16 protein-coding genes are annotated in these 19,514 nt (G+C 66.1%); all 16 read right to left on the bottom strand.

Annotated features, from left to right (window positions below; genetic code table 11):
• Positions 1 to 86 precede the first annotated feature (86 nt).
• Positions 87 to 1,001: a transcriptional regulator FeaR gene (gene feaR, locus H610_RS0110480; protein ID WP_028239623.1), complete on the bottom strand. Its 915-nt coding sequence runs from the start codon at positions 999 to 1,001 to the stop codon at positions 87 to 89.
• A 199-nt stretch (positions 1,002 to 1,200) separates the two neighbouring features.
• Positions 1,201 to 2,688, bottom strand: a complete 1,488-nt coding sequence (locus tag H610_RS0110475) for an aldehyde dehydrogenase family protein (RefSeq protein WP_028239622.1) — start codon at positions 2,686 to 2,688, stop codon at positions 1,201 to 1,203.
• Between the two features lie 31 nt (positions 2,689 to 2,719).
• Entirely contained in the window at positions 2,720 to 3,613 is an 894-nt protein-coding gene (locus H610_RS0110470; RefSeq protein ID WP_028239621.1) for a SphA family protein, read from the bottom strand.
• Between the two features lie 91 nt (positions 3,614 to 3,704).
• A complete protein-coding gene (locus H610_RS0110465; RefSeq protein WP_028239620.1) occupies positions 3,705 to 5,399 on the bottom strand; it encodes a GMC family oxidoreductase in 1,695 nt (564 codons plus the stop codon).
• 184 nt (positions 5,400 to 5,583) lie between these two features.
• Positions 5,584 to 7,137 (bottom strand): methyl-accepting chemotaxis protein, encoded by a 1,554-nt coding sequence (locus H610_RS0110460; protein ID WP_028239619.1) that lies wholly within the window; start codon positions 7,135 to 7,137, stop codon positions 5,584 to 5,586.
• 60 nt (positions 7,138 to 7,197) lie between these two features.
• The gene (locus tag H610_RS0110455; protein WP_028239618.1) at positions 7,198 to 7,965 is read right to left on the bottom strand and encodes a class II aldolase/adducin family protein; all 768 of its coding nucleotides are present in this window, start codon (positions 7,963 to 7,965) and stop codon (positions 7,198 to 7,200) included.
• Positions 7,962 to 8,975 (bottom strand): ketopantoate reductase family protein, encoded by a 1,014-nt coding sequence (locus H610_RS23690; protein WP_043238195.1) that lies wholly within the window; start codon positions 8,973 to 8,975, stop codon positions 7,962 to 7,964. The genes H610_RS0110455 and H610_RS23690 overlap by 4 nt, the downstream gene beginning before the upstream one ends.
• A 52-nt stretch (positions 8,976 to 9,027) precedes the next feature.
• Complete coding sequence (locus H610_RS0110445; protein ID WP_236614288.1) at positions 9,028 to 9,792, bottom strand: ABC transporter ATP-binding protein; 765 nt, start codon at positions 9,790 to 9,792, stop codon at positions 9,028 to 9,030.
• On the bottom strand, positions 9,792 to 11,594 hold the full coding sequence (locus H610_RS0110440) for a branched-chain amino acid ABC transporter ATP-binding protein/permease (protein ID WP_028239616.1): 1,803 nt from the start codon (positions 11,592 to 11,594) through the stop codon (positions 9,792 to 9,794). The genes H610_RS0110445 and H610_RS0110440 overlap by 1 nt, the downstream gene beginning before the upstream one ends.
• Entirely contained in the window at positions 11,591 to 12,628 is a 1,038-nt protein-coding gene (locus H610_RS0110435) for a branched-chain amino acid ABC transporter permease (protein ID WP_028239615.1), read from the bottom strand. The genes H610_RS0110440 and H610_RS0110435 overlap by 4 nt, the downstream gene beginning before the upstream one ends.
• Before the next feature lie 48 nt (positions 12,629 to 12,676).
• Positions 12,677 to 13,420, bottom strand: a complete 744-nt coding sequence (locus tag H610_RS0110430) for an arylmalonate decarboxylase (protein WP_028239614.1) — start codon at positions 13,418 to 13,420, stop codon at positions 12,677 to 12,679.
• Between the two features lie 40 nt (positions 13,421 to 13,460).
• On the bottom strand, positions 13,461 to 14,660 hold the full coding sequence (locus H610_RS0110425; RefSeq protein WP_051231650.1) for a mandelate racemase/muconate lactonizing enzyme family protein: 1,200 nt from the start codon (positions 14,658 to 14,660) through the stop codon (positions 13,461 to 13,463).
• A gap of 43 nt (positions 14,661 to 14,703) precedes the next feature.
• Entirely contained in the window at positions 14,704 to 16,026 is a 1,323-nt protein-coding gene (locus tag H610_RS0110420) for a TRAP transporter large permease (RefSeq protein WP_028239612.1), read from the bottom strand.
• A complete protein-coding gene (locus H610_RS0110415; RefSeq protein ID WP_028239611.1) occupies positions 16,026 to 16,553 on the bottom strand; it encodes a TRAP transporter small permease in 528 nt (175 codons plus the stop codon). The genes H610_RS0110420 and H610_RS0110415 overlap by 1 nt, the downstream gene beginning before the upstream one ends.
• 61 nt (positions 16,554 to 16,614) lie before the next feature.
• Entirely contained in the window at positions 16,615 to 17,595 is a 981-nt protein-coding gene (locus H610_RS0110410; RefSeq protein ID WP_028239610.1) for a TRAP transporter substrate-binding protein, read from the bottom strand.
• Positions 17,596 to 17,741: 146 nt separating this feature from the next.
• Positions 17,742 to 18,905 carry an ABC transporter substrate-binding protein gene (locus H610_RS0110405; RefSeq protein ID WP_028239609.1) on the bottom strand — a complete coding sequence of 388 codons (1,164 nt, stop codon included), beginning with the start codon at positions 18,903 to 18,905 and terminating at the stop codon, positions 17,742 to 17,744.
• Between the last annotated feature and the right edge of the window lie 609 nt (positions 18,906 to 19,514).

Below are 19,514 nucleotides of genomic sequence, written 5' to 3'. Positions count from 1 at the left end.
GGGAGATTGGGTGGAGGCGCCCAGGCTGGGCACAGCGAAGCCTACATGTAGAATCCCCAGACGACGCTGGCAGCCAACCGACGAAACTAGCCGCTCGATTGGCGGTGTCCGGCGCGGTAATCCTTGGGCGATGCGCCAAAGTAGCGCTTGAAGCTCCGCGAGAAGTGCGCCGAGTCGGTGAAGCCCCATTTATAGGCAATCGAGGTGATTGGCTGCGCCTGCGGGCCGGCGTCCGCCAGCTCCCGCGCGCTGCGCTCCAGGCGCTGGCGCTGGATATAGCGGCAGACACTGTCGCCGTCCTGCTCGAACTGCCGATAGAGCTGCCGGACCGAAATGTGCAGGTGCGCGGCCAGCTCGGCGGGGCTGGGCGGGTCGAGCAGCGCGTCGTTGATCAGCCGTTCCGCGAGGCGCCGCAACGGACGACCCGCTTCCGGGAGCTCTTCTTCCCTGAGCGTGGGTGCGAGCAGGGTAATCAGCGCATCCTGCAAGGCGGTGCCCTGCTGGCTACCGGGATGCGGTGCCGGGTCGCCACTCTCGGCAATCTGCTGAAGCATACCGTGGAGCAGGCGACGACTGAGATTGTCCTGCTCCAGCTTGCCGAAGCGCCGGGCGGTGGCGGGCAGCACGCGATCGACCGCCACGCGGCAGAGGTGAATCGACAGTTGATTGATCAACCCCTGTGGTTGCATCTCGAAGGCCTGGGCCGAGTCGAACAGCGCCATGTCGCCTGGCTGCAGGACGAACTGCTGGTCGTTGCGGTTGATCGCCATAACGCCGTTGCGCTGCATCACCAGGAAGTAGAAGCGGTCATCCCCGCGTCCGGCCACGCCTTTTTCGCGGCGGATCGACGGTGCGTTGATGTGGATGTCGGCGACGTTCAGGCCGCCCAGGTCGCGGTGACGGATGTCACCGATGAAGCGGGGCTGATCCCAGGGGCGCTCGGTGATGAAGCGACCGCATACAGCGTGGACCGAGTGGTTCCAATGATCGAAATCGTGCACGGTTTGCTCATTCACGGGGCACCTCTGGTCACGGAACCTGTGGTTATGGCGCGCCGTGGGGCATCCTGGCGCTCGAAATATTAGCTGGAAATTTCAAGCATTCTTCGCGCCAGATTCTCGGTTGGCGCGGTATTCGTGATGGCTATGCAAAAAAAACGGCAGGCCCTTGATCAGGCGCCTGCCGCAAACGCGACGCGCATTAATAGCGGATCATCACCGATTTCAGTTCGGTGTAATCGTCGATGAAGGCGCTACCGAATTCGCGACCGATCCCGGAGGCCTTGATGCCACCGAACGGAACAGAGGGATCGAGGAAGGTGTGCATGTTCACGTACAGGGTGCCGGCTTCGATCTGCGGAATCAGGCGCATGGCCCGGGACAGGTCGTTGGTCCAGATGCTGGCGGTTAGGCCGAAGGGCGAATCATTCATCAGCGCTGGCAGCTCGTCGACGTCGTCATAGGGCAGGAAGCAGATGATCGGGCCGAAGGTCTCCTCGTGCAGCAGGCTGTCCGCAGCGCCGTTCGCCACTACCACGGTCGGTTCCACGAAGTAGCCGGGGCGATCCAGCGCCTTGCCACCGCAGACGATGCGGCTTTCCGCCCAGGCCTTTTCGAAGAAGCCCAGCACCTTGTCGAACTGCGGCTTGTTGGCCAGCGGCCCGAACTGCACAGATTCGTCCAGCGGCGAGCCGATGGGCGCGCCGCGCAAGACACCACTGAAAGTCTCCAGCACTTCGTCGAGCCGGGCGCGGGGCACATAGACCCGCTCCGGCGCGGCGCAGACCTGACCCTGATGCACGTAGCCGGTCTGGATCAGGCCGGCCACTGCGCCTTGCAGGTCGAAGTCCGGCAGCAGCGCGGCAGCGTTCTTGCCGCCCAGCTCCAGTGTCACGCGGGTCAGATTGGCCGCCATTGCCTGCTGGCCGACCTTGAGGCCGGTTGGCACCGAACCGGTGAAGGTGACCTTGGCCACCCGAGGATGGTCAACCAGCTGCGAACCGACGTTGCCCTGGCCGTTGACTATGTTCAGCACGCCGGCCGGCACACCGGCTTCGATGGCCAGCTCGGCCAGGCGCAACAGCGTCAGCGGGGTGAACTCGCTGGGCTTGAGCACCAGCGTGCAGCCGGTGGTCAGCGCGGCGGCGATCTTCCACACGCCGATCATCACCGAGAAGTTCCAGGGCACGATGCCGGCGACCACGCCCACCGGTTCGCGGCGAGTGAACGCGGCGTATTGCTCACCCATCAGCGAAGGGAAGGACGGCGACATGGTTTCGCCGTTGATCTTGGTCGCCCAGCCCGCGTAGTAGCGCAGAAAGATGGCGCTCTGGCCGACTTCGAACATCCGCGACAGGTGGATGGACTTGCCCGAACAGAGGGTTTCCAACTGGGCCAGTTCCTCGCCGTGGGCTTCGATCAGGTCCGCGAAACGGTTGAGGATAGCGCCGCGCTGGTAGGGCAAGGTTGCGGCCCAGCTGCCAGTGAAGGCACGTCGCGCCGCGTTGACGGCGGCGTCGATCTGGGCGGCGTCAGCAGCAGCCACGATGGCGATGGTCTCGCCGGTCGCCGGGTTGACGATGGGCGTCGTCAACCCGGACGTACCGCCTATATATTGTCCGTCGATGAAATGACCGTGGTCGCGCGCCAGGAAGGCCCGAACCTCGGGCAGGAGGGAGATCTCGCTCATGGTGACTCCGATTGGCATAGTTCAAGTAGGGTCAAAGAGGAATGGCGATGTTCAGCCAGAGCTTGTCGCCTTCCGGCCGGTTCAATACGTCGAATTCGTGCTGGTAGCGCCCGGCGATGTTCAGCCCGGAAGCGGTGCTGTAGGAGAACTGCGGACCGAGCGCGGTCGCGCGGCCCTTGAAGTCACCGAGGGAGGCGCCTTCGCCGCTATCACCGCCGACCTGCTTGTAGACGTAGCCGCCTACGCCCACCGCCCAGTTGCCAAAGTGCTTGGCGGCCACGAAGTCCGCATGCAGCTCGTTGCCGGAGCGGTAGTCGGTGTCTTCGTTCTCATAGTTGTGGTCGAACATCGTCTTCATCGAGAACTCGTAGCCCGCCGGGTTGCGATAGGTGAAGCCGAAAAGCGGTTCGAGGGTGACGTAGTTGCGGCCCACGTTGGCCAGATCGTCCTTGTCATAGCGACCGGTAGGCAGGTAGACGTCCACGCCGGCTACCCAGTGCCAGTTTCCGTAATGCCAACCGATGGCCAGCGGATTGAAGATGAAGTCGCCCATGCCGCCATGGTTCTGGCTGGCGCCGCCCAGGTTCTTCACGTCCACGTCGGCGTAGACGAGGAAGGCATGCATCGCCCAGTTGCCGCCGAGGATTTTCTTCTCGGTGACATGGATGGCGCGAAGGATGGTGGCCTTGGTTTCCACCTTGAAGTCGTCGAACACCGGGTTCGCGTTGGCGAAGTCGTCCGCCGTGTACAGCATGTTGTAGCTGACGAGGTAGGTGCCGGGTGGCGGCAGGGCGCCGGTCATGAAGCCTTCGCTGCCGTTGGCATAGGCGCCGCCACCGCCTTCGCTGGCCTGGGCGGTCTGGCCCAGTAGCGCCAGAGAGCAGGCGGCTGCGGTCATCAGGTAACGCGGGTGTGTTGCACGCATGGAATGATCCCTCGATCCGTTTTTCGAGCGTACGTCGCCATGGCGCGGGGTGCGTGCCATGGGTGGAGCGGTTGGAGTTAGAAGTGAGGCGTCAGAAGCGGCCGACCGGGTCAAACTGCCGCGTGCCCGAAAGGGCGTTGAGGTCCGGCGCCTGCTCTTCCGGTGCCGCGATGGCGGGCAGCGCCTTGCCGAGGATCAGGTCCGCGCCGCGCTCGCCCAGCATGATGGCCGCGGCGTTGGTATTACCGCTGGCGATCTGCGGGCATACCGAGAGGTCGACCACCCGCAGGTTCGGCACGCCGTGTACGCGCATCTGCAGGTCGGTGACCGAGGTTGCCGGGTCCGTTCCGAGCCGGCAGGTGCCACCGGGGTGGTAGACGGTCTTGATTGCCTTGCGCACGAAGGTCTCGATGCCGGCGGTGTCGCGCCAGTCGATGTCTTCCGGGGCGGTGATCTTTTTGATCAGCGCCTTGAGTGCCGGTTGCTGCATGAGCTTGAGGCCCGTCTGGACCGCGCGGATCTGCCCGGCGAGGTCCTCCGGATCGCCCAGGTAGTTGGGGTCGATCAGGAGCATGTCCGCGGGGTTGGTGCTGCGCAGTTTCACTTCGCCCCGCGCCTTGGGGCGCAGGTGGCCGACTTTTACGGTCAGGCCGTGTTCGGCGGCTGGTGGGGCTTCGCCGGGGGTGTTGTCGAAGTTGTCCATCACCGGGAGGAACATGAACTGAATGTCTGGCCGACCGATGCCCTGGGTGTCGATGAAGCCGCCGCCTTCGAGGATGTTGCTGGTCAGCAAGCCGCTGCGGAACGCCAGCCACTGCGCCATGTGCTTGATGCCGCGCAAGCCCTGGTCCTCGCCAAGAATGCTGTTCTGCTCGTGGGTGGTGGCGTTCAGCGACAGGTGCAGGTGGTCGTGGAAGTTCTGGCCAACCGGCAGGTCCACCAGCGTTTCGATGCCGAGGCTGGAAAGGTGCGCCTTCGGCCCGACGCCAGAGAGCATCAGAAGCTTCGGACTGCCGAAGGCGCCGGCGCTGAGTATCACTTCCTTGCGGACGCGGGCGATGACCGGGGCTTGGTCGTTCACGCTGTACTTTACGCCGGCAGCGCGGCCATTTTCGATCACCACCTTGTGGGCCAAGGCATCCGTGACGACGGTCAGGCAGTTGCTGTCGCGTACCGACTTGAGGTAGGTACGAGCGGTGCTGGCGCGGGCGCCGTTGCGGGTGGTGGTCTGGTAGAAACCGACACCTTCCTGGGAGACACCGTTGAAGTCGTTCACGTAGGGCAGGCCCATTTCCTGTCCGGCGCGTACGAAGGCCATGGTCATCGGGTGGCGATAGCGGTTCTCGCTCACCGGCAGCGGGCCTTCCTGGCCGTGGAGTTCACCGCTCAGGCTCTCGTTGGCCTCGGCCTTCTTGAAATAGGGCAGCACGTCGCGATAGCCCCAGCCCGGGCAAGCCCAGTTGGTGACCCAGTCGTCGTAATCCTGGTGCTGGCCACGGATGTAGATCATCCCGTTCACCGAGCTGCCGCCACCCAGAACCTTGCCCTGGGCGATGATCATCTCTCGGTTGTTGCAGTGCTTCTGCGGGATGGTCATGTACGGCCAGGACTTCTGCTGGAATACCTTCACCACGGTGGCTGGCATGGTGTGGAAGAGGCTGCTATCGCGCCCGCCCGCTTCGAGCAGCAGCACGCTGCCGGCGTTCTGCTGGATCAGCCGGGTGGCGACGACGCAGCCGGCGGAACCGGCACCGATCACGATGTAGTCGTATTCAGGTTTTGACATGTTGGCCTCGCTGTGTCCGCTGGTGGGAACTGGAAGAGCCTTCATTCAAGCGCGGCGCGCGGCAGAGAGATTGATCGTGGCTGACAGGTCGTTGTACGTGCTTGCCATGATGCGGAAGCGCGATTTCCACGGAGATGGGCCGCGCTCCGGTGTGGCTCGACGGTGGCGCCGGGTGTAGCAGGGATCAACCCTCCAAGAAACGCTTCGCCAGCCCCAGCTGCGATTCCGCCAGTTGATGCAGCGCCTGGCTGACTTCCGTGGTGCGGCCGGCCTGCTCCAGGGTGCTTTCGCTGAGGCCGGCGATCTGCGTGACCTGCTGGCTGATCTGTTCGGCGACCTGGCTCTGCTGCTCGATAGCAGCGGCCATCTGCAGGCTCATGCCGCTGATCCTTCCGACTTCCTCGCAGATCCGTTGCAGCGCCTGGCGCGCCTGCCCGACGTGCTCGCCGGAGCGCTTCGCCGCATCCTCGCCGCGCTGGGCGGTGGCCAGGGCATGAGCGCTGCCGTCGCGCAGGGTCTCGATGGAGCGCTGGATCTCACGGGTGGATTCGCTGGTGCGCGAGGCCAGGTTGCGCACCTCGTCGGCCACCACTGCGAAGCCCCGGCCGGACTCGCCGGCGCGTGCCGCCTCGATGGCGGCATTGAGGGCCAGAAGGTTGGTCTGCTCGGCGATCCCCTGGATGACTCCGGCGATGCTGCCGATCGATTCGACCGCGGAGGCCAGCCGGCCCACCGCGGCACCGATGTCGTCCACCGCGCAGCGCATATCATCCATCGAGGCCTGGCTGTCGCTGGACAGCCGCCCGCCCTCGCGGGCCAGCTCGTCGGCGGTCTGCGCGGCGTGGGCGGTGTCCTGCAGGTTGCGCGAGAGCTCCTGGATGGTTGCGCTCATCTGGTTGACTGCCGCAGCGGTCTGCTCGGTCTCCCGCACCTGGCGGTCGAGGTGGTCGGCGGAAGTCTCCACCACCTCGGCGGCCGTGTGCGCCTGGCTGCGCAGCACCTCGCCGTTGATGCAGATGCGCGCCATCACCGTGCTCATTCGCGCACGCTGGCTGTCGAGGGCCATGGCCAGCGGCGCCAGGTCGGTCCGCTCGGCATGCAGCGGGGCGAGCAGCGTTTCGCTGTAGGCGTCGGGGTGCCTGGCCAGCAAGGCGGAAATCCGCCGCCGGCTACGCCAGCCATTCAGCCCGGCAGCCGCGCCGACCAGGGCCAGCAGGCCAAGGCCGAGGCCGGCGTCGAGCGGACCGAAGGCGACCGCGGCGCCCAGGCCGAGCGCCGGCAGCAGCAGGCCACCCTGGGTCTCCAGCACGGTACCCAGGCGCTGTCGCAACGGCCAGGGCGCGGCGCCGCGATGCAGGCGCGCATAGAGCGCTTCGGCACGCTGGCGGCAGTCCTCGTCGATGGGCAGGTAGAGGGTGCCGAGGGCGCACAGCCGGCCGTCGTCGAACAGCGGCATCACGTACAGCCTGTACCAGGCGGACGTGCCGTCCCTGCGGCGAATCCGCATCGGTCCGACCCATGGCCGGCCGGCGCGCACCGCTCGCCACATGGCGGCGAGAACCGCCACGGGCATCTGCGGGTCGTTGATGGTCTCGTGCGGCTGGCCGACCAGTTCGGCCTCGCTGCGCCCGCACATGGCCAGGTAGGCCGGGTTGCAGTTCTGCAGGACGCCCTGCGGGTCGAGGCGCGAGATCGGCGGTTCTGTGAAGGCATCCAGAGGGCGGGCGGCGGCGCTCATCGGCGGGACTCCTGGCTGGGCTGTAGGGCGCCGGCTCCGCCGAGCGGGGCCGGCGGTCGGTCAGAAGCGCTGGCCGCGCTCGGCGATCAGCTTGCGCACCATGGCGTCGAAGAATTTGGTGGCGAAGCCGCTGTCGCGAATGAGCATGGCGGTCAGGTCTGCGCAGCGTTCGGCGATGCCCGGTTCGAGCGGGTTGTCCTCGCCGCCCAGGGCACCGGCGGCGACCTGGTTCTCGGCGGCGCGCTGCACGGTCCAGAGCAGGAAGAAGGCCTTTTCGATGCTGCTCTCGCCCACCGCGATGCCGTGGTTGCGCAGCACCAGGATGTGCTTGTCGCCGAGGCTGGCGATCATGCGCTTCTTTTCGTCGTCGAACAGCGTGATGCCTTCGAAGGTGTGGTAACCGATGCGCCCGTAGAGCTGCGCGCCATAGAAGTCGTCGTGAGTGAAGGCGCGCTTCTTCTGTACCACCGCGGAGATGGGCGTGGTGTGGGTATGGATCACGCAGTGGATGTCGTCCCGGGCGCCGTGCACCGCGCTGTGCAGGGCGAAGCCGGCGGGGTTGGCGTCGAACGGGGAGTCGTCCAGCTTGTGGCCGTCCAGGTCCACCTTCAGCAGGTTGGCCGGGGTGACCTCGGTGTAGTTGAGCCCGAACGGATTGACCAGGTAGTGGTGGGCGGGGCCGGGCAGGCGCGCCGAGATATGGTTGAAGATGGTTTCGGTCCAGCCGAAGAAGTCCACCAGGTGGTAGCAGTAGGCGAGCTTGACCCGCAGCGCCCATTCTTCCTCGCTGCAGTGGCTGGGTTTGGTGACGTCGGTCATGGCATTCATTGGCGTTGTCTCGAGGGCTCGGTGGATGGGAAGGGGGCGCCGCGGAAGCGCGCCAGGGTGAGGATGTCCTGGGTGGTGGGCATGGACAGGCCCTGGTAGCCGGCCAGTTCGACGACGGCGTCGCCGATGGCGGCCAGCTCCAGCGGGCGACCCTGCTCGTAGTCCTGCAGCATGGAGGTGCGTACCGGCCCCATGCCGGCGCCCAGCTCCATGAAGGTCTGCGGGTCGATGCTGACGCGGGCGCCGTAGGCGGCAGCGACCAGCAGCGCCTCGTTGAGGATCTTGGCGACCACCGCGCGCAGTTCCGGCAGGCCGTATAGCTGCTCCAGGGTCGCCCCGGTGACCACCGACAGCGGGTTGGAGGTCAGGTTGGCGATGATCTTGGTCCACAGCTGGTCGCGGATGCGGTCGGTGGCGCGGGCTTCGATGCCGGCGCCCTCGATCAGCGCGCGGACCCTTTCCAGGCGCTCGCTGAGGCGGTTGGTCGGCTCGCCGAGGATCATCAGGTGCGGGTTGTTCGAGCGCACCACGCCGGGGGCTTCGACCTGCGCGGTGATGAACACCACGCAGCCGAGCAGGTGCTCCATGTCCAGGGCGCCGGCGAGGCGGCCGTCCGGGTCCACGCTGTTCACCCGATGGCCGGCGAAACGACCGGCCTCGCCATGGAAATACCACCAGGGCACGCCGTTGACCACCGGGACGACTGCCGTCTGCGCGCCGATCAGCGGCGCGAGCGTCGGCAGCAGGTCGGCCAGCGCCGGCGCCTTGGTGCAGAGGAACACCAGGTCCTGTTCGCCGAGTTCGGCACAGCTGTCGCTGGCTTCGACGCTCGCGGCGTGTTCGCCGTCCAGGTCGTGCAGACGCACGCCATTGGCGCGGATGGCCGCCAGGGTCGCGCCACGCGCCAGCAGGCTGACCGGCTGGCCGCTGCCGGCAAGGCGCGCGGCCAGCGTGCAGCCGATGGCGCCGGCGCCGACGATGCAGACGCGTGGGGGAGTCGGGAATGGCATCGAAAAAATCTCTCTCGCTGCAGGAGGCGCCCGTTTCCGGGCGCGGGTGGCGTCAGGTGGCGAGCATTTCCTGGTGCTTGCTGGCCAGCCCCAGATAGGCCTCGATCACCCGCGGGTCGTCGGCCAGCTCGTGGGCCGGGCCCTGCATGGCGATCTGTCCGGTCTCCAGCACGTAGGCGTAGTCGGCGACGCGCAGCGCGGCGCGGGCGTTCTGCTCCACCAGCAGGATCGACACGCCCTGGCGGCGCAGGTCGGCGATGATGCGGAAGATCTCGCGGGTGATCAGCGGCGCCAGGCCCAGGCTCGGCTCGTCGAGCATCAGCAGCTTGGGCTTGGCCATCAGCGCGCGTCCCACCGCGAGCATCTGCCGCTCGCCGCCGGAGAGGGTGGCGGCCAACTGCTTGCGGCGCTCGAACAGGCGCGGAAACAGGCTGTAGATCTCCGCCAGGGTGCCGTCCAGGTAGGCGTCGCCGCGCCGGTAGCGCATGAAGCCGCCGAGCCGCAGGTTGTCTTCCACGCTCATGCTGCCGAACAGCTCGCGCTTCTCCGGGACCAGGCCGAGCCCGCGTCCCACCAGCACTTCGACCTCCGGCACCGTTTCCAGGGTGCCGTCGAAGCGCACCTGTCCCCTGGAGCCGAGCATGCCGATGATCGCCGAGAGCAGGGTGGTCTTGCCGGCGCCGTTGGGACCGATCACGGTGACGATCTGGCCTTCGCCTACGCGCAGGCTGGCGTTGCTCAGGGCTTCCACCTGGCCGTAGGCGACGCACAGATCCTTCACCTCGAGCAGGGTGTTGGGTTGGTCGTTCGTGTTCATCATTCCGCTCCGCCCAGATAGGCCTCGAGTACGGCCGGGTTCTTCTGAATGTCCTCGGGCAGGCCTTCGGCGATCTTCTGGCCGAATTCCATCACCACCACGCGGTCCACCAGACCCATCACGAAGTCCATGTCGTGCTCCACCAGCAGGATCGCCATGCCTTCGCCACGCAGCCTGCGCAGCAGCTCGGCCAGAGCCTGCTTCTCCTTGTGGCGCAGGCCGGCGGCCGGCTCGTCGAGCAGCAGCAGGCAGGGATCGGCGCACAGCGCCCGGGCGATCTCCAGGATGCGCTGCTGGCCGAGCGCCAGGCTGCCGGCTTCCTCGTAGAGGTAATCGCCCAGGCCTACCCGCTCGAGCTGGCGCCGCGCCTCGTCGAGCAGCTCGGCCTCCTCGGTGCGCTCCAGGTGCAGGGTGGCCGGGACCACCCCCTTGCTGCCGCGCAGGTGGGCGCCGATGGCGACGTTCTCCAGCACGCTCATGGTCGGCAGCAGCTTGACGTGCTGGAAGGTGCGGCTCATCCCCATCCGCGCGATGCGTCGGGACGGCACACCGTTGATCTTCTCGCCGAGGAAGCGCACCTCGCCGTCGCTGGGCACGTCGACGCCGGACAGTTGGTTGAACATGGTGCTCTTGCCGGCGCCGTTGGGGCCGATCAGGGCGAGGATCTCGCCGGCGTGCACCGACAGGTTCATCCGGTCGTTGGCCACCAGGCCGCCGAAGCGCTTGGTCACCTCGCGCGCCTCCAGGATCAGCGTGCCCTTTTTCGGCAGCTCGCGGCGCGGCAGCTCGCCAAGCTGGGCGTTGGCGGCCGGCGCCTGGGTGCGCGGCCGGTGGCGCGACGGCACCAGGCGCACCAGCATCGGCCAGAGACCGCCCGGGGCGCGCTGCATCAGCAGCACGATGAGCAGACCGAAGACGATGGTCTCGTAGTTGCCCTGGCTGCCGAGCAGGCTGGGCAGCCAGTCCTGCAGCCACTGCTTGAGCATGGTGAGGATGCCGGCGCCGAGCAGTGCGCCCCAGACGCTGCCGACACCGCCGATCAGCGCCATGAACAGGTAGTCGATGCCCATGTGCAGGCCGAACGGGGTGGGGTTCACGAAGCGCTGGGTATGGGCGTAGAGCCAGCCGGACACCGCGGCGAACAGCGCGGCGATGAGGAAGATCACCATCTTCGAGCGGAAGGTGTTCACGCCCATCGACTCGGCCATCACCTGGCCGCCCTTGAGCGCGCGGATGGCACGACCCTCGCGGGAGTTGAGCAGGTTCTGGGTGATCAGGATGGCGAGCAGCAGCAACGCCCAGATCAGGTAGAAGATCTTGTTGCCCTTGTCGAGCGCGAGGCCGAACAGGGAGATCGGCGGCAGGTCGGATACGCCGCTCTGTCCGCCGAGCCCGTCGAGGGTGCCGAACAGGTAGTAGAGCGAAATCCCCCAGGCGATGGTGCCGAGCGGCAGGTAGTGCCCGGACAGCTTCAGGGTCAGCGCACCGAGAAGCAGCGCCACGCTGGCGGTGAGCAGGATGCCGATCAGCAGCGCCAGCCAGGGCGAGGCCCCGGCCCAAGCCAGCCAGCCCGGGAGTTGCTCGGTGGTGGTCAGGTAGGCGCTGGCGTAGGCGCCCAGGCCGACGAAGGCGGCCTGGCCGAAGCTGGTCATGCCGCCGACCCCGGTGAGCAGGATCAGGCCGAGCACCACCAGGGTGTAGAGGCCGATGTAGTTGAGCAGCGTGACCTGGAAGGACGGCAGGACCAGCGGCGCCAGGCCGAGCAGGAGCACCAGGGCGAGGACGAGGTAGCGGGGTTTCATTCTTCTTCCTCCACGTGACGGCTGGTGAGCGAGCGCCAGAGCAGGAAGGGAATGATCAGGGTGAACACGATGACCTCTTTGTAGTTGCTGGCCCAGAACATCGAGAAGGCCTCCACCAGGCCGACCGCCAGCGCGCCGAGCGCGGCCACCGGATAGCTGACCAGGCCGCCGATGATGGCGCCGACGAAGCCCTTGAGGCTGATGATGAAGCCGGAGTCGAAATACAGCGTGGTGATGGGCGCGATGAGGATGCCGGACAGCGCGCCGATCAGGCTGGCGAGGGCGAAGGTGGCCTTGCCGGCCAGCGTCGGGGAGATGCCCATCAGGCGGGCACCCATGCGATTGACCGCGGTGGCGCGCAGGGCCTTACCGTACAGGCTGCGTTCGAAGAACAGGAACAGCGCGACGATCAGGCCCAGCGAGACGGCGATCACCCACAGCGTCTGGCTGTTCAGCACCACCGGGCCGAGCGCCAGGCCGGCTTCGGAGAACGGCCGGGTACGGGCCCCTTCCGGGCCGAACAGCAACAGGCCGACGCCGACCATGGCCACGTGCACGGCGATGGAAACGATCAGCAGCACCAGTGAATGGGCGGCAGCGATCGGCTGGAAGAACAGGCGGTACATCTGCGGCCCTAGCGGTACCACCAGCGCCAGGGTCAGGATGGCCTGCATCGCCATCGGCAGCTCGGCCAGCGGCAGGTTCTGGACCAGTACCAGCAGCAGGAGCGCATAGCCGAGCTTGAACGGCACCCATTTGGGAAGGCGCACGCCACGGGCCGAACGAAAGGCGGCGAGCAGGTCCAGCGCGCAGTCGACCAGGGTCAGGGCGAGCAGCAGCCAGACCAGCCGGGTCGGCTCGCCGGCCTGCAGCGCGGCCATGGTCAGGGCGCCGAAGGTCACGAACTCGCCGAGCGGGATCAGCAGGATGCGGGTCACGGTGAACACCAGCAGGATGGAGAGCGCCAGCAACGCGTAGATCGCACCGTTGGTCACGCCGTCCTGGCCCAACAACATGGCTATTTGGAAATTCATCTAAAAGGGTCTTCCTGAAGCAATAAAGATCGAATCGCCCGATGCGCGTCAGCGGGCGTCCGGGGCGGGTCCCGCAGCGAACAGCCGGCCGCTGCCGGGGCTTTCACCGCTGTGCCCGACCAGGCGCACCGCGGCCCAGGCGCCGGCCATGGCGCTGGAGATCACCGGCAGGCCGAACTCGGCCTCGAGCTGCAGCGACACCTCCTGGGTGCGCAGTCCGCCGCAGGACATGAACAGCGCGTCCACCGGGCCGGCCGCGGTCAGCGCGCGGCGGCCGAGTTCCAGCAACTGATCCTGGGTGACATGGGCGATGGCCTCGACGCTCTCGATGTCCAGAGTCGCCAGGCTCTCCACGCAGAGCCCGCTGGCGGCGAGGAAATCCGCGAGGCGCTGGTTCACCGAGTCGACATAGGCGGTGGCCAGGGCGATGCGCCGGGCGCCGACGGCGTTCAGCGCCTCGATCACCGCGCAGCTCATGGTCGTGGCCGGCAGACCGCTGGCCTGGCTCATCACCTCGATCAGCCGAGCATTGAACTCCGGACCGCGGTAGAAGCTCAGCGAGGTGCCCATCAGCACGATGGCGTCGGCGCCGTTCCCGGCGAGTTCGCGGCTGAGTTCGCCCATGCGGTCGATGACCTCGTCGTAGCCGTCCGGGGTCAGCTTGCGCAGGCCGAGGCCGGCGGCGATGAAGTTCACCTCGGCCCCATACAGCGCGACGGGTTCCGGTGGCACCTCGCCGGCGGCGGGGGGCACGATCAGGCCCACGGTGGGGCGGTTCGGGGTCTGGCTCATCGGCAGGTCTCCTGAAGGGCGGATCGGGAGGTCATCGTCTTCAGCCCTTGCCACGGCCACGGGCGGAGGGGCGCTTGCAGAGTTCGCGCACCGCGTCGAGATCTGGCTCGAAGCCCAGCCCCGGGGTCTCCGGCAGCGCCAGCTTGCCGTTTCTGGCTTCGGGCAGGTCCTTGTAGATCATGCGGCTCATCAGTACCGCCGGGTGGTGGTACTCGACCAGGCTGCCATTGGCCAGGCCGGCATGAATGTGCATGTTGTGGAACGGCCAGGCGCCGCCGTTGGCGTAGCTGACGTTGAACGCCGAGGCCAGGCCGGCGATCTTCAGGCACTGGGTGTAGCCGCCGGTGATGGCCACGTTGGGCTGCACCACGTCGACCGCACCCTGGACCAGCATGTCGCGGAAGCGATAGGCCTGGCCCTCGTTCTGGCCGGCGGCGATGCGGATCGAGGTGCGCTGGCGCAGGTCGGCCATCTGGCGGATGTCGTTGTGCATGATCGGCTCCTCGAAGAAGCCGATGCGTGCTTCCTCCACCCGCTGGGCCAACTGCAGGGCGTGCACGGCGTCGAGGTTGCAGTTGGCGTCGATGTAGATCTCGACGTCGTCGCCGACCGCCTCGCGCACCGCCAGTACCCGCCGTGCGTCCTCGGCGATCACCGCGTTCACCGGCTTGTGGTCACGGTGCAGCATGGCTTCGGCGGCCACGGTCATCTTCAGTCGGGTATTGCCCTGGGCGACCCAGTGGCGGGCGGCCTCGACCAGTTCGTCGCGGCCAAGGAAGGAAAAGCCGAAGGTGGTGTATACCGGCACCTCGCTGCGTGCACCGCCGAGCAGGCGCCACAGCGGCAGGCCCAGGGCCTTGGCCTTGATGTCCCAGAGAGCGATGTCGATGGCGGCGATGGCGTGCGAGGCGTAGCCGGACTGGCCGCGCGGGATCATCGTCCATGTCAGGCGCTCCCACAGACGCTCGGTGTCCAGGGCGCATTCGCCTTGGATCAGGTGGCCGGCGACCTCGTTGATCGCGCTCGCCACCACTTCTTCCTCGGTGATCGCGGTGAAGCCATAGCCCTTCAGGCCGCCCCGCGTCTCGATCTCGCACAGGCAGGCGGACAGCGACATGCTGCGCTTGATGCCGACCACTTCGATGTCGACCGGGATGTTCATCGGAAAGGCCGTGACGGCGACGATATCGAAGGCACCGGCCTGGAGTTGGTTCCGTAGTTCCGCTTGGGCATGAGACATGGCAGGGGTTTCCAGAGGAATGAAGAGAGAGGTCGGGCGCAATTCAGCTACCCATCATGGTCTTTGGCAGCCAGAGGGCGATCTGCGGGAACAGCACGAGCAGCAGCGAGGCCACCACCAGGATGGCGACGAAGGGCAGCGAGCCGAGCATGATGTCGCGCATCGGCAGCTGCGGCGCGATGCCCTTGACCACGAACAGGTTGATGCCCAGCGGCGGGGTGATGCAGCCGATCTCCATGTTCAGGGTGATCAGCACGCCGAACCAGATCGGGTCAAAGCCTGCTTCCAGAACGAAGGGCAGGAACATCGGCGCGACGATCACCACGATGGCGAACGGTGGCAGGAAGCAGCCGATGGCGACCATCATCAGCCACAGCGCAAGCAGGGTCAGCCACTTGTTGCCGAAGGTGCCGATCAGCCCCTCGGAGATCGCCGTCACCGCGCCGTGGTAGGAGAGGAACTGCGCCAGGTAGTAGGAGAACGCGGCGATCACCAGGATCATCGAGGTGTCGCGCACGGTCTTGAGCAGCAGGGTCTTCCACAGATGCAGGTCGGTGACCCGGTAGATTGCCAGCACCAGGGCGATGGAGGCCATGGCGCCCACCGCGGCGATTTCCGAAGGCGTGGCCCAGCCGCCGTAGAGCGCGGTCATGATCACCAGGATCATCACGAAGAAGGGCACAACGCGCAGCAGTGCCAGGGGCGCCTCGCTCTCCGAGCGGTCGCGTTCGAGCATCGCCTGGCGAATCTGCGGGTTGGCCTTTTCGAAACGCCACATGCTCCACACGGTGTAGGCGGAGAACAGCGCGGCGACCATCAGCGCGGGGAGGATACCGGCCATGAACAACTGGCCGATGGAGGTGTTGGTGACCACGCCGTAGAGCAGCAGGACGATGGACGGCGGGGTGAGGATGCCCAGGGTGCCGCCGCCGACCACGATGCCGCAGGCCAGCGCCGGCGGATAGCCACGCGCGATCATCTCCGGCACGGCGGAGGAGCCGATGGCCGCGACCGTCGCCGGCGAGGAGCCGGACATCGAGGAGAACAGGGTGCAGCCGCCCACCGCGGACACGCCCAGGCCGCCGGGCACCGGCAGCAGGCGGTGCAGGGCGCGGTAGATGTCCTTGCCGGCCGGGCTGATGGCGATCACCGCGCCCATGAAGATGAACATCGGCAGGGCCACCAGCTCGATAGAGTCCAGCGACTGGAAGGCGGATTCGGCAATGAACAGCGCCTGCTCGGCCTCTCCGCTGATCGCCATCATGACCAGCGTGGCGATCGCCAGCGAATAGGCGATCGGCAGGCCGAGGCCGATGAGGGCGAGCAGCAGGCCGACGGTGACCAGGCTCAGGGTGATCGGATCCATCAGTGGGTCCCCGTTATGTTGTCCGCTGGCGCCTCTTGGCCGCACAGCCGGATCAGGATGTCCAGCAGCAGGTTCGGGATGATCAGCGCGGTGCCGATCGGGATGGCCAGGTAGGGCACCCAGAGCGGCGGCCCCCACAGGCTGGCCGAGTGCCAGCCGCTGTCCCAGGCCTTGAGGAACATCTCCCAGGAGGAGACGAACAGCAGCACGAACAGGAACAGGGCGATGAGGTCGAGCAGGTTACGGTGGATGCGCTTGGCCCGGCCGCTGAAACGCTTGCGCAGCAGTTCGATGGCGATCTGGCCGCCGGCGCGGTCGGAATAGGCCAGGCTCAGGAAGGCCGCGTAGATCAGCAGGTAGACGCTGGCCTCGAGCTCCCAGATGGTGTTCATGCCGACCAGCCCGCGGCCGAACACCGCCCAGGTGATGGCGCAGCAGGCGAACACCACGCCCACGGCGGCCAGGGCGCTGGCGGCCACATTGAGCACATCCAGGGCGCGACGGGCTCTCAACAATGCGTCGATCATTGCGTTCTCACTCTGCAGGGCTCTCGCGGAAGCCGGGGTGGTGCGCCCCGGCAGTGGCTGGCTACAGCGGCTCGTCGATGGCCTTCAGGGCGTCGGCCCCTTCCGGCACGTTCTTGACGAACCACGGCCAGGCGGTCTTCTTGGCGTTATCGAGCCAGGCTTGCAGTTGCTCGTCGCTCAGGCTATGCAGGGTGACTCCGCGCTCGCCGAATTCCTGGGCGATGCGCTGGCTGTCCGCGGCCATCTTGTCGGCGAACCAGGCCTCGGATTCCTGTACCGCCTCCAGGATTGCCTGGTAGTGCTGGTCACCCACCTTCTTCTGCACGCCGGGCGAGAGCAGGATGGTGTGCATGCCTCCAATGAAGCCCTTGCCGACCATCAGGTGGTCGATCACTTCGTTGAGGTTGTAGCCCTCGAAAGAGGCGTATTGGGTGAGCACCCCTGTGAGCACCCCGGTCTGCAGGCCCTGATAGATCTCCGAGGCTGGCAGTGAGGTGATGGTGGCGCCATTCTCCATCAGCATGCTTTCCGAGGACTTGCCCAGGCCGCGCATCTTGTTCTGCGCCAGATCCGAAGGCAGTAGGATGGGCTTGCCGGTGTTGCCGATGGTGGCCATCGCCCAGCCGGAGCCGGCGAGCACCACGCCGGTCGAGGCGACCGCCTGTTCCAGCATCGGCCAGATGCGCCGCTCGCGCCAGACAAGCCCGTCCTTTGGCTCGGTGACCAGCCCCGGCAGAGCACCGATCTCGGTCAGGGGCGCCATTCCCGACAGCCAGGGAAGCGGATAGATGGCCATGTCGATGCGGCGTTGCTGCAGGCCCTGGTGTTGGGCCATCGCCTTGGATATCTGCTGGTTCGGATGGATGGATACGGTGACTTCACCGTTGGTTTTTTCGTTGATCAGCCCGGCCACGTGCGCCGCCCATTCATGGCGGGCATCGCTCTGGGTATAGGAGTGGCTGAATTTCAGGTTTGTCGCCGCCATCACACCCTGACTACCCAGGGTGAGCATGGCGACTGCGGTCCAGAGAATCTTTTTCATGAGCACCTCTTCTTGCCTCACGGGCGCTGTGGCGCACGGACTGGGGCGGGAGTCGACGGGTGGTTTCCGGGCAGGCAGCGGCCCGGCGTGCAATGCCGATGCACGCAAGGGGTTGCCTGCGGTGGAAGGTCGCGTGTGGGCCGGCTTCAGTCCTTGAGCAGGGTCCACTGGCCGTTCTTGACGGTGATCAGCTCTCGGCCGCGCTCGTCGAAGCCGCTGTGGTCCTCGGGGGTCATGTTGTAGACGCCCTGGGTGGCGGCCAGCTCCTGGGTCTTTTCCAGTGCATCGCGCAGCGCCGCGCGGAATTCCGCGGTACCCGGCTGGGCGACCTTCTCGGCTTCGGGAATAGCGCGCTCCAGCAGCAGCCCGGCGTCGTAGACGTTGGCGCCGAAGGTGGCGGGGGTTTCGCCGTACATTTCCTTGTAGCGCTCGATGTAGTCGGCGGCGATGGCCTTGGAGGGGTGGCTGTCGTCCACCTCGCCGATCACCAGCATCAGGCTGGCGGCGAGGATGGTGCCTTCGACCTTCTTGCCGCCGAGCTTGAGGAACGGGTCCAGTGCCGCGCCGTGGGTCTGGTAGATCTGGCCCTTGTAGCCCTGGTCGGCGAGGGTGGTCTGCGGCATAACCGAGGAGCTGCCGGGGGCGGCGACCAGTACGGCGTCGGGCTTTGCCATCAGGATCTTCAGGCCCTGGCCGGTCATCGAAGTATCCTGGCGCTGGAAGCGCTCGCTGGCGACGATCTTGAGGCCATGCTGCTCGGCCAGGCCGCTCATCACCTTGGCCCAGTTCTCGCCATAGGGGTCGGCGGTGCCGACGAAGCCCAGGGTCTTCACCCCGCGCTTGACCATGTCGTCCATCAGTGCGGCAGCGATCAGGTCGTCGTTCTGGGTGGTCTTGAACACCCATTTCTTCTGCTCGGTCATCGGCAGGACCACGGCGGCGGTGCCCACCGGGGCCAGCATCGGAGTGCCGGACTCGGCGGCGAACTGAATCACGCCCATCGCGTTGGGCGACCCGCTCGGGCCGATGATGGCGTCCACCTGCTCTTCGTCGATCAGCTTCTTGAAGGCCTTCACCGAGGCGGTCGGATCGCTGCCGTCATCCAGTGGGATGTACTTCACCTTCTGGCCGCCGATCTCGGTGGGCATCAGCGCGATGCTGTTCTTCTGCGGGATGCCGACCAGCGCGATGGGGCCGGTGGAGGAGGTGATGACGCCGATCTTCACATCCGCCAGGGCGGTGCCCGGCAACGCCTGAGACAGGCCAAAAACGCTCGATAGCAGGAATGGCGCGACTTTCTTCAGCAGCATGTCGTTCTCCAGATGCAAGGCTTCTACGGCTCGTGAACGGCTCGCTAAAAGGGCGTTCCGTGCAGTGATCGAGGCTGACCGGGCGTCGTCGACAAGGCGATTCGCCATCCTCGGTCGCAGCGGGAATTGCAGGTTGCATGCCAGGAAAATGCCTGCACCATCGCTGTGCCCCGTTCTCCAGCACCTGCGCACCGTTCCGGCTGGGCAGCGGAGCGGGCCTTCCGGCGCCCATCCCGGGGGGTCGCCGGACGCCCTCTCCAGCCCAGTAAAAACAAGGGCTTAAAGATGAAAAAGAACTGGAATTTTCACGCTTAGAAAGAGCAATTTTTTGTTCGTTATTGGCATGTGATTGGTGGCCCTTTCGCTGATGTAAAAATTTTTCTCCATGCCGCGCACCAGGCGTACTTTTTGTTGACCTAAAAGTCAGATATCGCTCATCGTCAAGCACACCAGCAAGGTTAATATACTGATTTAAATCAATAAATAGTCGATTTGGCTTTTTGTTGGGAACTCAGCAGTAGCCCGTGAAAAATGCACAAATCTCGTGCGAAAGACGTTCTCAACGCACTGATTTCAGGCGAAATTTATTCGCATAATTCAATTGACATT

Origin of the sequence: Stutzerimonas azotifigens DSM 17556 (genome assembly GCF_000425625.1) — a bacterium.
Taxonomy (GTDB): Bacteria; Pseudomonadota; Gammaproteobacteria; order Pseudomonadales; family Pseudomonadaceae; genus Stutzerimonas; species Stutzerimonas azotifigens.
Note: the sequence above shows the minus strand (reverse complement) of the source record. Positions and strands in the feature narration are given on the sequence as shown.

Excerpts from the sequence above, each read along its gene's own strand:
- H610_RS0110430 (WP_028239614.1), bottom strand. The coding sequence starts at position 13,420 with ATGAGCCAGACCCCGAACCGCCCCACCGTGGGCCTGATCGTGCCCCCC.
- H610_RS0110460 (WP_028239619.1), bottom strand. The coding sequence starts at position 7,137 with ATGAGCGCCGCCGCCCGCCCTCTGGATGCCTTCACAGAACCGCCGATC.
- H610_RS0110425 (WP_051231650.1), bottom strand. The coding sequence starts at position 14,660 with ATGTCTCATGCCCAAGCGGAACTACGGAACCAACTCCAGGCCGGTGCC.
- H610_RS0110405 (WP_028239609.1), bottom strand. The coding sequence starts at position 18,905 with ATGCTGCTGAAGAAAGTCGCGCCATTCCTGCTATCGAGCGTTTTTGGC.
- H610_RS0110455 (WP_028239618.1), bottom strand. The coding sequence starts at position 7,965 with ATGAATGCCATGACCGACGTCACCAAACCCAGCCACTGCAGCGAGGAA.
- H610_RS0110420 (WP_028239612.1), bottom strand. The coding sequence starts at position 16,026 with ATGGATCCGATCACCCTGAGCCTGGTCACCGTCGGCCTGCTGCTCGCC.
- H610_RS0110445 (WP_236614288.1), bottom strand. The coding sequence starts at position 9,792 with ATGAACACGAACGACCAACCCAACACCCTGCTCGAGGTGAAGGATCTG.
- H610_RS0110475 (WP_028239622.1), bottom strand. The coding sequence starts at position 2,688 with ATGAGCGAGATCTCCCTCCTGCCCGAGGTTCGGGCCTTCCTGGCGCGC.
- H610_RS0110415 (WP_028239611.1), bottom strand. The coding sequence starts at position 16,553 with ATGATCGACGCATTGTTGAGAGCCCGTCGCGCCCTGGATGTGCTCAAT.
- H610_RS0110465 (WP_028239620.1), bottom strand. The coding sequence starts at position 5,399 with ATGTCAAAACCTGAATACGACTACATCGTGATCGGTGCCGGTTCCGCC.
- H610_RS0110410 (WP_028239610.1), bottom strand. The coding sequence starts at position 17,595 with ATGAAAAAGATTCTCTGGACCGCAGTCGCCATGCTCACCCTGGGTAGT.
- H610_RS0110435 (WP_028239615.1), bottom strand. The coding sequence starts at position 12,628 with ATGAATTTCCAAATAGCCATGTTGTTGGGCCAGGACGGCGTGACCAAC.
- H610_RS23690 (WP_043238195.1), bottom strand. The coding sequence starts at position 8,975 with ATGCCATTCCCGACTCCCCCACGCGTCTGCATCGTCGGCGCCGGCGCC.
- H610_RS0110470 (WP_028239621.1), bottom strand. The coding sequence starts at position 3,613 with ATGCGTGCAACACACCCGCGTTACCTGATGACCGCAGCCGCCTGCTCT.
- H610_RS0110440 (WP_028239616.1), bottom strand. The coding sequence starts at position 11,594 with ATGAAACCCCGCTACCTCGTCCTCGCCCTGGTGCTCCTGCTCGGCCTG.